The sequence below is a fragment of the Mycolicibacterium duvalii genome (assembly GCF_010726645.1).
Lineage (GTDB): Bacteria > Actinomycetota > Actinomycetes > Mycobacteriales > Mycobacteriaceae > Mycobacterium > Mycobacterium duvalii.
The window spans coordinates 4,720,302-4,735,687 of the sequence record NZ_AP022563.1 but is presented as its reverse complement, the minus strand read 5'-3'; the positions used below and the strand labels follow the sequence as shown (position 1 = coordinate 4,735,687).

General features: G+C 68.7%; 12 protein-coding genes. 2 read left to right on the top strand and 10 right to left on the bottom strand.

The genetic code is table 11. The features are described from left to right. Positions 1–130: 130 nt before the first annotated feature. Complete coding sequence (locus tag G6N31_RS22385; RefSeq protein WP_098004301.1) at positions 131–1,597, bottom strand: glutamate synthase subunit beta; 1,467 nt, start codon at positions 1,595–1,597, stop codon at positions 131–133. Then, a complete protein-coding gene (gene gltB / locus G6N31_RS22380) occupies positions 1,590–6,200 on the bottom strand; it encodes a glutamate synthase large subunit (protein ID WP_098004312.1) in 4,611 nt (1,536 codons plus the stop codon). Before gltB ends, G6N31_RS22385 begins: the two co-directional genes overlap by 8 nt. 656 nt (positions 6,201–6,856) lie before the next feature. On the opposite strand from gltB, the gene G6N31_RS22375 reads away from it, so the two are divergent. Continuing rightward, positions 6,857–7,657 carry a PaaI family thioesterase gene (locus G6N31_RS22375; protein ID WP_098004300.1) on the top strand — a complete coding sequence of 267 codons (801 nt, stop codon included), beginning with the start codon at positions 6,857–6,859 and terminating at the stop codon, positions 7,655–7,657. 4 nt (positions 7,658–7,661) lie between these two features. On the opposite strand, the gene G6N31_RS22370 is transcribed toward G6N31_RS22375, so the two are convergent. The 7 genes from G6N31_RS22370 to G6N31_RS22340 form a co-directional block, all read right to left on the bottom strand. After that, entirely contained in the window at positions 7,662–8,213 is a 552-nt protein-coding gene (locus G6N31_RS22370; protein ID WP_098004299.1) for a Dps family protein, read from the bottom strand. Between the two features lie 74 nt (positions 8,214–8,287). Continuing rightward, entirely contained in the window at positions 8,288–9,199 is a 912-nt protein-coding gene (locus G6N31_RS22365; RefSeq protein WP_098004298.1) for a DNA-3-methyladenine glycosylase family protein, read from the bottom strand. Positions 9,200–9,238: 39 nt separating this feature from the next. Then, positions 9,239–10,609 (bottom strand): NAD(P)/FAD-dependent oxidoreductase, encoded by a 1,371-nt coding sequence (locus G6N31_RS22360; protein WP_098004297.1) that lies wholly within the window; start codon positions 10,607–10,609, stop codon positions 9,239–9,241. Between the two features lies 1 nt (position 10,610). Continuing rightward, the gene (locus G6N31_RS22355; RefSeq protein WP_098004296.1) at positions 10,611–11,429 is read right to left on the bottom strand and encodes a class I SAM-dependent methyltransferase; all 819 of its coding nucleotides are present in this window, start codon (positions 11,427–11,429) and stop codon (positions 10,611–10,613) included. Beyond that, on the bottom strand, positions 11,426–12,439 hold the full coding sequence (locus tag G6N31_RS22350; protein WP_098004295.1) for an NAD-dependent epimerase/dehydratase family protein: 1,014 nt from the start codon (positions 12,437–12,439) through the stop codon (positions 11,426–11,428). The genes G6N31_RS22355 and G6N31_RS22350 overlap by 4 nt, the downstream gene beginning before the upstream one ends. Beyond that, positions 12,436–12,942, bottom strand: coding sequence for a nuclear transport factor 2 family protein (locus tag G6N31_RS22345; RefSeq protein ID WP_098004294.1), 507 nt, complete (start codon positions 12,940–12,942; stop codon positions 12,436–12,438). Before G6N31_RS22345 ends, G6N31_RS22350 begins: the two co-directional genes overlap by 4 nt. A gap of 44 nt (positions 12,943–12,986) precedes the next feature. Then, the gene (locus G6N31_RS22340) at positions 12,987–13,388 is read right to left on the bottom strand and encodes a hypothetical protein (protein ID WP_098004293.1); all 402 of its coding nucleotides are present in this window, start codon (positions 13,386–13,388) and stop codon (positions 12,987–12,989) included. Positions 13,389–13,472: 84 nt separating this feature from the next. Here G6N31_RS22340 and msrA point away from each other — a divergent pair, with 84 nt between their 5' ends. Further along, positions 13,473–13,988 carry a peptide-methionine (S)-S-oxide reductase MsrA gene (msrA, locus tag G6N31_RS22335; protein ID WP_098004292.1) on the top strand — a complete coding sequence of 172 codons (516 nt, stop codon included), beginning with the start codon at positions 13,473–13,475 and terminating at the stop codon, positions 13,986–13,988. A gap of 48 nt (positions 13,989–14,036) precedes the next feature. Here the strand turns inward: msrA and G6N31_RS22330 are convergent, their stop codons facing one another. Further along, on the bottom strand, positions 14,037–15,377 hold the full coding sequence (locus G6N31_RS22330; protein WP_098004291.1) for a cytochrome P450: 1,341 nt from the start codon (positions 15,375–15,377) through the stop codon (positions 14,037–14,039). Positions 15,378–15,386 lie beyond the last annotated feature (9 nt).

Sequence of the window (15,386 nt, the reverse complement as noted above, 5' to 3'; positions counted from 1 at the left end):
AGCAACAACCCTCCATAAGCTCAGGTGTTGCAGCGACCACTTGAGATCAAGGCGCTTCAGACCGCCCTCAGCTCACACTCGGCGCGCCAGACCGCCCCCAGCGCACACTCGGCGCCGAGGAACGGCGCGTTCAGCGCTGCGGGACGGCCGTCGGCTTGATCGGCGCGGGCAGTGCGGAGCTGCCCATCAGGTACTCGTCGACCGCCGCGGCCGCAGCCCGGCCCTCGGCGATCGCCCACACGATCAGCGACTGACCGCGGCCCATGTCACCGGCGACGTAGACGCCCGGCACTGAGGTGGCGAATGCGTCGTCGCGGGAGACGTTGCCCCGCTCGTTGATCTCGACCTTGAGGTCGGTGAGCAGACCCTCGCGCTCCGGGCCGGTGAAGCCCATCGCCAGCAGCACCAGATCGGCTTCCATCTCGAAGTCGGTGCCCTCGACCTTCTCGAACTTGCCGTCTTTCATCACGACCTCGTGCCCGCGCAGGCCCTTGACGTGCCCGTCCTCGCCGAAGAACGCTTCGGTGTTGACCGAGTAGACCCGCTCGCCGCCCTCTTCGTGGGCGGAGCTGACGCGGTACATCAGCGGATAGGTCGGCCACGGCGTGGAGTCCGCGCGGGTCTCCGGCGGCCGCGGCATGATCTCGAACTGGTGCACGCTGGCCGCGCCCTGGCGGTGCGCCGTGCCCAGGCAGTCCGCACCGGTGTCGCCACCGCCGATGATGATGACCTTCTTGCCCTTGGCCGTGATCGGCGGCTGGCCGTCGGCGTCGACGACCGGGTCGCCCAACTGCACGCGGTTGGCCCACGGCAGGTACTCCATCGCCTGATGGATACCGGTGAGCTCGCGGCCCGGGATGGGCAGGTCCCGACGTGCGGTCGCACCTCCGGCCAGCACCACCGCGTTGAAGTCCGCGCGCAGCTGCGCCGCGGTGATGTCGACACCGACGTTGACGCCGGTGCAGAACTCGGTGCCCTCAGCCCGCATCTGGTCCAGGCGCCGGTCGATGTGGCGCTTCTCCATCTTGAACTCGGGGATGCCGTAGCGCAGCAGCCCGCCGATGCGGTCGTCGCGCTCGAACACGGTGACCTGATGTCCGGCCCGGGTCAGCTGTTGAGCCGCGGCCAGTCCGGCCGGCCCCGAACCGATGACGGCGACCTTCTTGCCGGTCGGCCGGTCGGGCGGCAGCGGCACGACCCAGCCCTCGTCGAAAGCCCTGTCGATGATCTCGACCTCGACCTGCTTGATCGTGACCGGATCCTGGTTGATGCCCAGGACACAGGAGCCCTCACACGGCGCGGGACACAGCCGGCCGGTGAACTCCGGGAAGTTGTTGGTGGCATGCAACCGCTCGATGGCTTCGTGCCAGCGATCGGTGCGGACCAGGTCATTCCACTCCGGGATCAGATTGCCCAGCGGACAGCCGTTGTGGCAGAACGGGATTCCGCAGTCCATGCAACGGCTTGCCTGCACCTTCAGCGTGTCCGGGCTGAACTCTTCGTAGACCTCTTTCCAGTCGCGCAACCGCAGGTCGACCGGACGCCGCTGCGGCGTCTCCCGGTGGGTGTACTTCATGAAGCCGCGGGGATCAGGCATTGGCGGCCGCCATGATCGCCTCGGCAATACCGTCCTGGTCGGCGCCCTTGGCTTCCGCCTCCGCGATCGCTTCCAGTACGCGCCGGTAGTCGCGCGGCATGACCTTCTTGAAGTTCGCCAATTCGCTGTTCCATCCTGCCAGGATCCGTTGACCCACCGCAGAATCGGTGGCGTCGACGTGCGCCTGGATCATGTCGTGGACGTACACGGAGTCCTCGGACTCCACGCCGCCCATGTCTTCGATGTTCACCATCTCGGCGTTGAGATTGCGTTCGAGCGTGCCCGCGGGGTCGTAAATGTAGGCGATCCCGCCCGACATGCCGGCGGCGAAGTTCCGACCGGTTTGGCCGAGGATCACCACCCGCCCGCCGGTCATGTACTCGCACCCGTGGTCACCGACGCCCTCGACCACGGCGTGCGCCCCGGAGTTGCGGACCGCGAACCGTTCGCCGACCTGTCCGCGCAGGAACATCTGCCCGCTGGTGGCGCCGAACAGGATCACGTTGCCGGCGATGATGTTGTCCTCGGCGACGTAGTCCGCCGGTGCGCTGTCCGACGGCCGGACGACGATCCGCCCGCCGGAGAGTCCCTTGCCGACATAGTCATTGGCGTCGCCGTAGACCCGCAGCGTGATGCCCTTGGGCAGGAAGGCGCCGAAGCTGTTGCCTGCCGAGCCGTCGAAGGTGATGTCGATGGTCCCGTCGGGAAGCCCCTGACCGCCATAGGCTTTGGTGACCTCGTGACCCAGCATCGTGCCGACGGTGCGGTTGACGTTGCTGATCGTCGTCGAGAAGCGGACGGGCGACTCGCTGTCGAGTGCCTCGCGGCACTGCACGATCAGTTGTTGGTCGAGCGCCTTGTCCAGCCCATGGTCCTGCCGGGAGCTGCAGTACAGGTCCTGGTTCATGAATGCCGACTCGGGCTCGTGCAGCACCGGCGAGAGGTCCAGCTTGTGGGCCTTCCAGTATTCCGCCGCCTGGGTGGTGTCCAGCGCGCCGACCTGTCCGACCATCTCGTTGACGGTGCGGAAGCCCAACTGCGCCATCAGTTCCCGGACTTCCTCAGCGATGAACATGAAGAAGTTCTCCACGAACTCGGGCTTACCCGCGAAACGCTGGCGCAGGATCGGGTTCTGCGTGGCCACGCCCACCGGGCAGGTGTCGAGGTGGCACACCCGCATCATGATGCAGCCCGACACCACCAGCGGCGCCGTCGCGAACCCGAATTCCTCGGCGCCGAGCAGTGCCGCGACAACCACGTCGCGACCGGTCTTGAGCTGCCCGTCGACCTGCACCACGATGCGGTCGCGCAGCCCGTTGAGCAGCAGCGTCTGCTGCGTCTCGGCCAGCCCCAGCTCCCACGGCGCGCCGGCGTGCTTCATCGACGTCAGCGGCGTCGCGCCGGTGCCGCCGTCGTGCCCGGAGATCAGCACAACGTCGGCGTGGGCCTTGGAGACGCCGGCCGCGACCGTGCCGACGCCGTTCTCGGAGACCAGCTTGACGTGCACCCGAGCCTGCGGGTTGGCGTTCTTCAGGTCATGGATCAGCTGCGCGAGATCCTCGATCGAGTAGATGTCGTGGTGCGGCGGCGGGGAGATCAACCCGACTCCGGGCGTGGAGTGCCGCACCTCGGCCACCCACGGATACACCTTGTGCCCCGGAAGCTGTCCGCCCTCACCGGGTTTGGCGCCCTGGGCCATCTTGATCTGGATGTCGGTGCAGTTGCTCAGGTAGTGGCTGGTGACACCGAAGCGACCCGAGGCCACCTGCTTGATCGCACTGCGCCGCCAGTCCCCGTTCTCGTCGGGGTCGAAGCGGTCGACCGCCTCGCCACCCTCACCGGAGTTGGACCGCCCGCCCAGGCGGTTCATCGCGATCGCCAGGGTCTCGTGGGCTTCGGCGGAGATCGAGCCGTAGCTCATCGCACCCGTGGAGAACCGCTTGACGATCTCGCTGGCCGGCTCGACCTCGTCGAGGGGCACCGGCTGGCGGACACCGTCACGGAACTTGAGGAGTCCGCGCAGCGAGGCGATGCGCTCACTCTGGTCGTCGACCAGCGCGGTGTACTCCTTGAAGATCGAATACTGTCCGGTGCGGGTGGAGTGCTGCAGCTTGAACACCGTGTCGGGATTGAACAGGTGGTACTCGCCCTCGCGGCGCCACTGGTACTCGCCGCCCACCTCGAGCTCGCGGTGGGCGCGCTCGTCGGGCCGGTCCAGGAAGGCCAGCGCATGGCGCGCGGCGACGTCGGCGGCGATGTCGTCGAGATCGATGCCGCCGACCGGGCAGGCCAGCCCGGTGAAGTACTCGTCGAGCACCTTCTGGCTGATGCCGATGGCCTGGAACAGCTGGGCACCGGTGTAGGACGCCAGCGTGGAGATGCCCATCTTGGACATCACCTTCAGCACGCCCTTGCCGGCGGCCTTGACGTAATTGTTCTTGGCTTGATCACTGGTCAGGCCGCTGCCATCCCCGCCGATCACGCCGCGCTCGATCATGTCCTCGATCGACTCGAAGGCCATGTACGGATTGATCGCCGCGGCGCCGAAGCCGCACAGCGCGGCCATGTGGTGCACCTCGCGGGCGTCACCGGCTTCGACGACGAGCCCGATCTGGGTGCGGGTGCGCTCCCGCACCAGGTGGTGGTGCACGGCCGATACCGACAGCAGCGACGGGATCGGCGCCAGCTGCTCGTTGGACTCGCGGTCGGACAGCACGATGATGCGCGCACCGTCGCGGATGGCCGCCGAGACCTTTGCGCGCACGTTGTCGAGCGCTTCCTTGAGGCCCTGGCCGCCCCGGTTGACCGGGTACAGGCAGCGGATGACCGCGGCGCGCATCCCGTGCTTGTTGCCGCGGATCTCATGGTCGGGGTCGACACAGATCAGCTTGGACAGCTCGGCGTTGCGCAGGATGGGCTGTGCCAGCACGATCTGCCGGCACGACTCGGGACCGGGGTTGAGCAGGTCGCCCTCGGGCCCCACCGCCCCTTGCAGGCTGGTGACCACCTCTTCGCGGATGGCGTCCAGCGGAGGGTTGGTGACCTGGGCGAACAGCTGCTGGAAGTAGTCGTAGAGCATCCGCGGACGCGCCGAGAGCACCGCGATCGGGGTGTCGGTGCCCATCGAGCCCAGCGCTTCGGCGCCGGTGCGCGCCATCGGGGCGACCAGCAGGTTCAGTTCCTCGTAGGTGTAGCCGAAGATCTGCTGGCGCAGCACCACGCGGTGGTGCGGCATCCGGACGTAGTCCCCGGGCGGCAGCTCGTCGAGGTCGAACAACCCGGCGTCGAGCCACTCCTGGTACGGGTGCTCGGCGGCCAGCTCGGCCTTGATCTCCTCGTCGGAGACGATCCGGCCCTGCGCGGTGTCCACGAGGAACATCCGGCCCGGCTGCAGCCGCAGCTTCTGCACCACGGTGGCGGGGTCGATGTCGAGCACGCCGGCCTCCGACGCCATCACGACCAGGCCGTCCGCGGTCACCCAAATGCGCGACGGACGCAGACCGTTGCGGTCGAGCACGGCGCCGATCACGGTGCCGTCGGTGAAGCACACCGAAGCCGGACCGTCCCACGGCTCCATCAGCGAATCGTGGAACTCGTAAAAGGCGCGTCGCGCCGGATCCATGCTCTCGTGCCGTTCCCACGCCTCGGGGATCATCATCAGCATGGCGTGCGGCAGGCTGCGTCCGCCCAGGTGCAGCAGTTCGAGCACCTCGTCGAAACGTGCGGTGTCCGACGCACCCGGTGTGCAGATCGGGGTCACCTTGTCCAGGTCCTGACCACCGAAGACGTCGGTCTTGATGAGCGCCTCGCGGGCGCGCATCCAGTTCTCGTTGCCGGTGACGGTGTTGATCTCGCCGTTGTGCGCGACGCGGCGGAACGGGTGGGCCAGCGGCCAGGACGGGAACGTGTTGGTGGAGAACCGCGAGTGCACGATGCCCAGCGCGCTGGTCAGCCGCTCGTCCTGCAGGTCGAGGTAGAACGCCTTGAGCTGCGGGGTGGTGAGCATGCCTTTGTAGACGAACGTCTGCCCGGACAAGCTCGGGAAGTAGACGGTCTCGCGACCGGGTCCGTCCTGACCGGGGCCCTTGGTGCCGAGTTCGTGTTCGGCCCGCTTGCGGACCACGTAGGCGCGGCGCTCGAGATCCATCCCGCTGGCGCCGCTCAGGAACACCTGCCGGAAGGTCGGCATCGCGTCACGAGCCAGCGCCCCGAGCGACGAGTCGTCGGTGGGGACGTCGCGCCAGCCGAGCACCTGCAGCCCCTCGGCCTCGGCGATCTTCTCGACGGACTCGCAGGCGGTCGCGGCGTCCTTGGACGACTGCGGAAGAAAGGCGATGCCGGTCGCGTAGCTGCCCGGCTCCGGCAGCTCGAAGTCGCAGACGGCGCGGAGGAACTCGTCGGGCACCTGCAGCAGAATGCCGGCGCCGTCGCCGGTGTTGGGCTCGGCGCCCTGCGCCCCGCGGTGTTCGAGGTTGAGCAGCGCGGTGATCGCCTTCTCGACGATGTCCCTGCTGCGGCGCCCGTGCATATCGGCCACCATCGCCACGCCGCACGAATCGTGCTCGAACGCGGGGTTGTAGAGCCCTTGCTTTTCGGGCGCCATTCCCACCTACCTTATTTGTGTGCACACACCCCGATGGAGACGATGAACACGACATCCATGAACGGGAGCGCTGGCCGGTCTTGGCGATGGAGCGCCTTCGTGCAGCACTGAACGACGGCCCTTGTCCCACACGCCTCAAGTGCTGAAAACGATATGACAAAACGCCGCCGACATGCCAACTTAGCACTACCTAACTTGGTTCGCCGGTTCTCATACCCGGGGCGTACGCCAATGCCGCCGTTCCGGACGAATAACTCTGGCACGCTTCGTTTTTCAGCGGACCGCCGCAGCCCGCGCGGTGATGAGCGATGGATCACAGTATGAACCGTACCGGCATCCATGTTTGCTGAGGTCCTGCTTACATCGACGTTTTCATGGTTAGATAGAGCGCTGAGAATTTGCTGAAAGCTTATTCGGATTCTTAGAAAAGTGGTTCGCGCCACAGTGCCGCCCTCCACCGGGCGCCGACCACCGCAGCAGCTCCGGGACCGCACCGCGCCGGCACCGTCAGATCACGTTGCCTTATTGTGCGACAACATCTTTCGGATTCCACGCCAGACACCGGGAGAGGCGCCTCCACCACAGGCCCGGACGGGAACACCGACGCATACCCGCCGGGGGTATAGCGAAAGGTTTGCGGGCGTCACTCTGATCGGGTGCCCTACCCCCTGAATACGCCCCTCGGCCGGTTCGGCGTCGAAACCCTCGAGGACGGTGCCGAGCGCTGCGTGGCGACGATTCCGGCCGCCGGGTTGACCAACCCGCTGACCGGTGCCGCCACCGTCGCTCCGCTGGCCATGTTGGTCGACCACGTCTGCGGCCTGGTCAACCATCGTCGGCGAGGAACAGACGAATGGACGGTGTCGAGCGAACTGAGCCTGGAGATCGCGCCGGACGCCGCCCACGCGATCGCGGCCGCCCCTCAGGAGCGGGTCACCGGTATCGCGCAACCGCTGGGCGCCAAGTTCGACGTCGCACTGGCACAGTGTCGACTGTCGGTGGCCGGACACGACGTCGCGACTGCGACGGTGCATTCGTTCTACATCACTGCGCCGGCCGGGCTGTCGGCGTGGCCCGAGGAGTCCCACGGCAGCCTGCCGGGGCCCGACCTCGCGTCTCTGATGAGCTTGGAGCGCGGCGAAACCGGCGGAGCGGCAGTCGTTCTCATGCAGAAGACAGATGACGCCCTGAACAACAGTGTCGGAGTTGTGCACGGCGGTGTTTCGGCGATGGGCCTGGAGCTGGTGGGCTCGGCGGCCGTGTGCGCGGCCGCCGATGCGGCGTTTCGCACGGCGTCGTTGCGGGTGAATTACCTGAGGCCGTTCCACAGCGGAAGCGGCGCACACTACGAGGCCACCACGCTGCACGTCGGGCGGAGCAGCGGGGTGGCCGAGACACGGGCGGTGGGCCACGACGGCAGGGACGCCCTCGTGGCCCGACTCACCGCGTACCGCTGAGGTTCTAGTCCTTCTTGGCCTTGCTGGCCGCCGCCTTCTCGGACGAGGCGCCGGCACTGACGAGTTCGCCGCCGGCGTTCTCGAGGTGTGCGCGCACGAACCACTGGAACTTCTCCAGCTCCGCGGCATGACCGATCAGCATGTCCTCCGAGACCGGGTCGATCTCGCCGAGGCGCTCGATCGACTTGCGGGTGTCCTCGATGACCCCGTTGTAGACGAGGTTGAGGGCCGCCAGGTGCGCCTGGGCGGTGTCGCGGTTGACGGAGTAGTCGTCCCAGGTGCGATCGCTCTCGATCGCACCGGGAGTGCCCTTCGGCGACGCCCCCAGCGCCGCGATGCGCTCGGCCGCCTCGTCGGCGTAGCCGCGGACCAGCTCGACCTGCGGGTCGATCATCTCGTGCACACCGATGAAGTTCGGGCCGACGACGTTCCAGTGCACGTGCTTGAGCGTCAGGTGCAGATCGTTGTAGCGGCTCAAGGCCTTCTGCAGCAGCTCGGCGACTTCGGCGCCTTCCTTGTCGGACAGGCCGGGAACGGTGTAAGAGGACTTGGGCATGACTGTGGACTCCTTCGCTCGTCTCGGGCGTCGGGTACCCGGCGCCGCATCCCGATAATCATGATCAGAAAGCGTCACATTTTGGCCAGATTCGGGATCGGCACCCGCGGACCGAACCGCGCATAGACCGCCATCCCACTGGCTTCGAGGACGCGCACCGCCCGATGCCGGTGCGGGGCGAGCGGCGCCAGCAGGTCGAGCATCTGCGCATCGTCGATCGGGTGTCCCAGCAGCGTCCGGCCCACCACCTTGGCCAGGTGGTAGTCGCCGACCGACAGCGCATCGGCATCCCCGAACGCGCGCTGGGCCGTCTCCGCGGCGGTCCACACCCCGACACCGGGAAGGCTGGTCAACGCTGTTCGCGCCTGCTCGGGCGTCCGGCGCACCAGCCGCTCCAGCGAGTCGGCACGCTGGGCGCAACCGAGCACCGTACGCGCGCGGCCCGGATCGACATTCGCACGCTGGAACTCCCAGGACGGGATGCGTTTCCACGCTTCGGCGGTGGGGGGCACCCGCATCCGCTCCGGCGCCGGGCCGGGCGCCGGAGCACCGTAGCGGGTGACCAGGCGGCGCCACGCGCGGTGGGCGTCGGACCCGTAGACCCGCTGCTCGAGCACCGCGGGCACCAGCGCCTCCAACACCCGGCCGGTGCGCCCGAGGCGCAGATGCGGCACCCTTCGGTGTGCGCGGGCGAGGACGGGATGCTGCGGGGCGAACGACGAGGCGTCGTCGTCGACGCCCAGCAGCGCCGGCAGACCGTCGGTGAACTCCACCGCACCCGGTCCCCAGGCCTCACAGTCCACGGTCGTCGGCCCACCCCGGCTGATCCGTGCGGTGACCGGCCCGCTGGACATCAGGCTGGTGCGCCAGACGGTGCCGTCGACGTCGTCGCGGTAGCACGGGTCTGCGGGGCCGCGCCGCAGCGGCGCCAGTGTCAGCCGATAGCTGACCGGTCCGGTGAAACTCACGCTGACCGAGCTACGCACGCCGCCAGCTTAGGCGCCTGCACCGACACCCGCCCCGCGTCAGTGCGGGCGCCCGGCGATCCTGTCGGCGAGCACGGCGATCGGTGACGTCGAACGGCGATTGCGCGCTTCGTGCCGGTCGGCGGCGCGGTAGGCGAGGTACATTCCGCGCACCCCGAGCCAGCGCAGCGGCTCGGGCTCCCAGTCCCGGCACCGGTGCCCGACCCACGGCAGCGCGGTCAGCTCGCCGGCGCGGTCCAGGACCAGATCGGTCACCGTGCGTGCGGCCAGGTTTGTCGCGGTGACGCCGTGGCCCACGTATCCCCCGGCCCAGCCGAGTCCGCTGGCCCGATCGAACCCGACGGTGGCAGTCCAGTCGCGGGGCACCGCCAGTACCCCGCACCAGGCGTGGGCGACCGCGACGTCGGCGGTCTGCGGCAGGATCGTGCGTAACGTGTCGGTCAGGCTGCGCAGCGTCCGATCCGGGACCCGGCCGTCGCGGTCGATGCGCGAACCGAAACGGTACGGGACGCTGCGGCCGCCCAGAGCGATGCGGTCGTCGACGGTGCGTTGCGCGTAGAAGAAGCCGTGGGCGGTGTCGCCGAGGGTTTCCCTGCCCTCCCAACCGATCCGGTTCCAGAGTCGGTCCGGGAGTCGCTCGGTGACGATCATCGAGCTGTTCATCGGCAACCAGCGACGGCGCAGTCCCGGCAGGCGCGCGGTGAAGCCTTCGGTGCCGCGCAGGATCACCGGCGCGCGCACCGTGCCGTGCGGGGTGACGGCGCGTCCCGGGGTGAGCTCGGTGACCGGGGACCGCTCGTAGAGATCGACGCCGAGCCGGCACACGGTCGCGGCCAGCCCGCGGACCAGACGCGCGGGCTGGATCCGCGCGCAGTGCGGGTTGTGGTATCCCGCCAGCACTCCGTCCAGCGCGATCCGTTGCGTCACCTGCGCTGCGCTCAGCGGCTCGATACCGGGGACCTGCCAGCGGCGCTCGGCCGCGATGGCGGCGTGCAGCCGCTCGGCCTGGGCGGCGTTGCGGGCGACCTCGAGAGTGCCTCCTTTGACGATGCCTGCGTCGATCCCTTCCCGTGCTGCCACCGCGATGACCTCGTCGACGGTGTCGTTGAGAGCGCGCTGCCAGGCCAGGACGCCGTCGCGACCGTATCGGCGCGCCACGCGCTCGCGGTCCCCGGGCACCAGGCCGGACAGCCAACCGCCGTTGCGCCCGGACGCGCCGTAGCCGGCAAAGCGCGCTTCCAGCACGACGATGCGCAGCGCCGGCTCGGCCCGCTTCAGGTAGTACGCGGTCCACAGCCCGGTGTATCCGGCGCCGACGATGCACACGTCGGCATCCCGGCTGCCCGGTAACGGCGACCGGGCTGCCGGCACACCGTCGAACCAGTGCGATACGTGGCCGTTGACCGGCATGTCAGAATGCGTAGCGGTGGAACTGGGCGACGGTGCGCAACAACGGGACCCGGTTCAGCATGGCGGCCAGGTGCCGGTACCGGGGCGGCGCGGGAGCGAACACCTCGCGCTGGAACACCGGAACCCACTGCAGCAGCCGGGTGTTCGGCACTGCCGCCAAGATGTCGTCGGGCCGGTCGACACCCCAGGACAGGGTCGCTCCCGACCGGCGAACCACCGCGTTGCCCCATTGGGTCGCGATCCCGAACCGGCTGAACGCGTCGAATTGGATCTCGCCGCCGCCGAATCGGTCCACGACACCACCGAACAGCCGCAACCCGTCGTCGCGGGTGAGGTACATCGTCAATCCTTCGGCCAGGACCAGCGTGGGCCGGTCATCGGGAATCTGCGCGAGCAGGCCGGGGTCGGTCACCGATGCGGCGATGATGTGGTTGCCGGGTGCGGGCGGGTACACCTTCCGGCGTAGGTCGGCGACCTCGGGATAATCGATGTCGAACCACTCCACGCCGGGCCCGGGCTCGGTCCGCCAGAAGCGGCTGTCCAGGCCGCAACCCAGATGCACGACAACGGCTTCCGGGTGGGCAGCCAGGAACTGCCGGGTCCAGCCGTCGAAGTACGCCGAGCGCAGGGTGACCGACGGGGCGTTGCGTCGCGTCATCGAGGTCGCAGTCCAGTCGTAGTCGATGCGCTCCACGGCCTCGACGGCCCACGTGTCGTGCAGGATCGACGTCGGCGCCTCGGCGTCGAGCGCCTTGGCGTGCAACGTCGCGAGCATCGTCACCGGGGCACCGTGCAGGTCGACACGCACCTTCGCGCTCATCCGGCACGCTGACGGCGGGCCGCGCGCAGACCGACCCAGAACCGGGCGGCCTCGCGGATGGAATCCTCGACAGGCGCCGGGCGCCAGCCCAATTCGTTCCTGGCCTTGCTGCAGTCGACCGGCGCCTCGGCGCGCATCAACCGCAGCGAGCCCAGCGACAGCCGCTCGTCGGTGCCCCGGATCCGGCCCCGGAGGCTGCCCACCGCCGCCATCACCCACGACACCGGCAGCGGCACGGTGCGCGACGGCGGCTCCACCCCGGCGGCCTCGGCCGCGATCCGCACCACCTCGGTGTTGGGAATCATCTTCTCCGACACCAGGTAACGCTCGCCGACCCGTCCGCAATCGGCGGCCAGCAGCAGGGCGCGCGCGGCGTCGTCGATACCGACGGCTTCGAGTTCGATCCCACCCATGACGAACGGCAGCTTGCCGAATGCGGCGCCGGCGATGATCGCGCCATGCGGTGTGCGGCCCCAGTCCCCCGCCCCGTACGTGGTCGACACGCACATCGCGACCGCCGGCAGCGCACGGCGGTGGGCGTAGTCGAGCACCAGGTTCTCGGCCTGCACCCGTGACCGCACGTACGGCGTCAGCCCGCGCTCGGAGATGATGTCGGCCTCGGTGGCGACACGACCACGCTTACGTCCCACGGTGACATAACTGCTGGTGTAGACGAACTTTCGCAGCCCGGTCGCCACGCCGGGCTCGGTGGCGACCTCGCAGACGTTGCGGGTGCCCGCGACGTTGGTGCGGAACAGCGGCGCCGGGTCACGCAGCCAGCCGCGGGTGTCGACGACGCAGTAGTAGACCACCTCGGCTCCGGTCATCGCGTCGCGCAGCACGTCGGAGTCGAAGATGTCGCCGGTGAATCGGGTGACCGGCAGGTCGTCGATGCCGACGGTGTCGGCGCCGGGACGCACCATCACCCGCACCTCCTGGCCGTCGGCGACCAGCTGCCGGGTGACGTGGCTGCCCAGAAAACCGTTGGCGCCGATGACCAGTGCCGTCATCGCTGCCGTCCATAGGTGGCCAGCCACTCGGCGGCCTCGTCGGTCAGGGTGCCGCATGCTTCGGCCTTCTTGCACCACTTGACGGCGGCCGCGATGAAGCGCAGCGGGTTGTAGACGTCCTCCTGGCGCGACCACTTCCCGTCGCCGGCGTAGGTGAGGATCGAGATGTTGGTGGCGCTGATGACCGAGCCGTCACCGGGATCGCGCATCGGGTTGTCCAGCTCGCAGATGATGCGCCCGGTCGCGTCGTCGACGACATGCCACAGCGACGGGAACGAGGTCATGTAGCTGCCCGGAAAGCTCTCCATCGTCCGCCAGATCCACGGGCGCACTTCCTCACGGCCGCGCATGGTCCCGGCCGCGTGCTCGATGTAGAGAACGTCGTCGGTGTACTGGTCCACCCACGGATCCCAGTCGCGGGTGCGCGCGGCGCGGTCCACGGTGGCCTCGAACGCGGTGAACGCGTCGACGAGTTCGGCTCGGGTGAAAGTGTTGGCCGTCACAGACAAAAATAGAACACGTTGCAGCGCGGCTTGTCGAGAGCGGTTCAGACCGCGCTGCGCACGATCCGACCACCCAGCGGCTCCCGCAACTGCACGTCGATCGCCCCCACCAACGCGATCAGGATGCAAGCCCGGTCGACGGCGTGCGGCACCGTGCCGCTGCGCACGGTCACGACGACCTCGTCGGAACGCTCCTCGGCTGTCGCGCTCGCGCCGTAGCACTGCGGCGTTCCGCTGGTGAAGTACAGCCGCACCCTCCGGTCCTCGGGCAACCGACTGAAAGCCTGGGGGCGGGTCGGGTAGACGTTGACGATCGCCGGATCGTCGGCGAAGACCGTCACCGCCGGATCCGGCGGTACCTCCGGCACGACCACGGCGGGCTGCGCAGCGACGGGTGAAGCGCACGCCACGACAAGGATCGAGGTCACCAGCACAGACGACCGCATCTTCCGAGGCTAGCCCGCGCATCTGCCCGACGTCGGTAGCCTGGCTCTACAGCTTGGCCACGGCTCGAGAGGAGCACACGAGAGATGAGCGACCATAAGCGAGCGGTACTCGCCGGCGGCTGCTTCTGGGGCATGCAGGACCTGATCCGCCGGCAACCCGGCGTGGTGTCCACCCGCGTCGGCTACACCGGCGGCCGCAACGATCACCCCACCTACCGCAACCACCCCGGCCACGCCGAGGCCATCGAGATCGTCTACGACCCGGCCCAGACCGACTACCGCGCGCTGCTCGAGTTCTTCTTCCAGATCCACGACCCGACCACCAAGGACCGGCAGGGCAACGATGTCGGCACCAGCTACCGGTCGGAGATCTTCTACGTCGACGACGAGCAGCGCCAGATCGCGCTCGACACCATCGCCGACGTCGATGCGTCGGGGCTCTGGCCCGGCAAGGTCGTCACCGAGGTGAGCCCGGCCGTCGACTTCTGGGAGGCCGAGCCCGAGCACCAGGACTACCTGCTGCGCTACCCGAGCGGATACACCTGCCACTTCCCGCGTCCGGGCTGGAAGCTGCCGAGGCGCAGTGAGGTCACCGGCTAGCGGCGGCAGCTCGATTCGCCGCTCAGCGGCGGCAGCTCGATTCGCCGCTCAGCGGCGGCGGCGCACCACCATGCGCCCGCCGTCGGCGGGCGTATAGGCCACCCCGCGTGAATGGGCCTTTTCCCCGGGGGCGGTCGTCGTCTCGATCGTGAAGTGGCGCAGCACCGTCCGCAGCACCACATCCATCTCCACGTTGGCGAACACGGCTCCGACGCACCGCCGGGTCCCGCCCCCGAACGGGATGTGGGAGAACGTGTTCGGCCGCTGGCCGTAGAAGCGTTGCGGATCGAACCGCTGCGGGTCCGGATAGTCGTCCGACCGCTGATGCACCTGGTCGATGGCCACGACGATCGAGAAGCCGCGCGGGATCACCCATTCGCCGAGCTCGAAGGTCGGTGCATAGACGTGGCGTCCGGCGAAATCGATCACGGTGCGGGCCCGCTGCACCTCCAGCAGGACCGCCTGCCGGTATTCGTTGCCGTCGGTATCCGCCTCGGCGACAAGCTTTTCCAGCACCTCGGGATGACGGCTGATGCGCTCGAACACCCACCCCATGGTCGCGGCGGTGGTCTCGTGTCCGGCGGCGAGCAACGTCAGCAGCTCGTCTCCGATGTCCTGGCGCGACATCGACGAACCGTCCTCGTAGGTGCTGCGCAGCAGCAGCGCGAGAACATCGTCGCGCTCGTCGAAGTTCGGGTCGTCGCGGACGTCGTCGATCAACCGCCCGATGACCTCGTCGTAGCGGCGCCGGTAGGCCGCGAGCCGGCCCCACGGGCTGAACCGGCCGTAGGTGCGGCTCGGCGTCGGCAGCACCGCCAGCCGAGAACCCAGCGTCACCCAGGGCGGGATGATCCGGCGCAGCTCATCCAGATGGGCCCCGTCGGCGCCGAAGACCGCACGCAGGATCGCGTTCAGGGTGATGCGCATCATCGGCTCGAGGGTTTCGAACGACCGGCCCTCCGGCCAGTTCGCGGCCTCGCGCAGCGTCTCCTCCTCGAAGATCCGCTCGTAGTTCTTGATGCTGCGGCCGTGGAACGGCGGGGTGAGCAGGCGGCGCCGGCGCTTGTGGTCAGCGCCGTCGAGGGCGAACACCGAACCGGACCCGAGCACTCGCGACAAATTGGGCTGAATGTTGCCCACCGCGTCGGTATCGGCCATGAACAGCTGCTTGGCCAGCGCCGGGTCGGCGACGATGACCGTCGGGCCGAAGACCGGCAGCTTCATCGTGAAGGCGCCGCCGTAGCGGGGCACGAGCTTGCCGACGATCCACTTGCGTGACACCGAGAAGCCCACGGCCTGCAGGAAGTGCGGGACCGCCGGGGCCGGTGGCAGACGGACCTGCGACACCGGCGTTACGGCGGGCGTTGCGGCGATCGTTGATTCACTCATGGGGGCCTC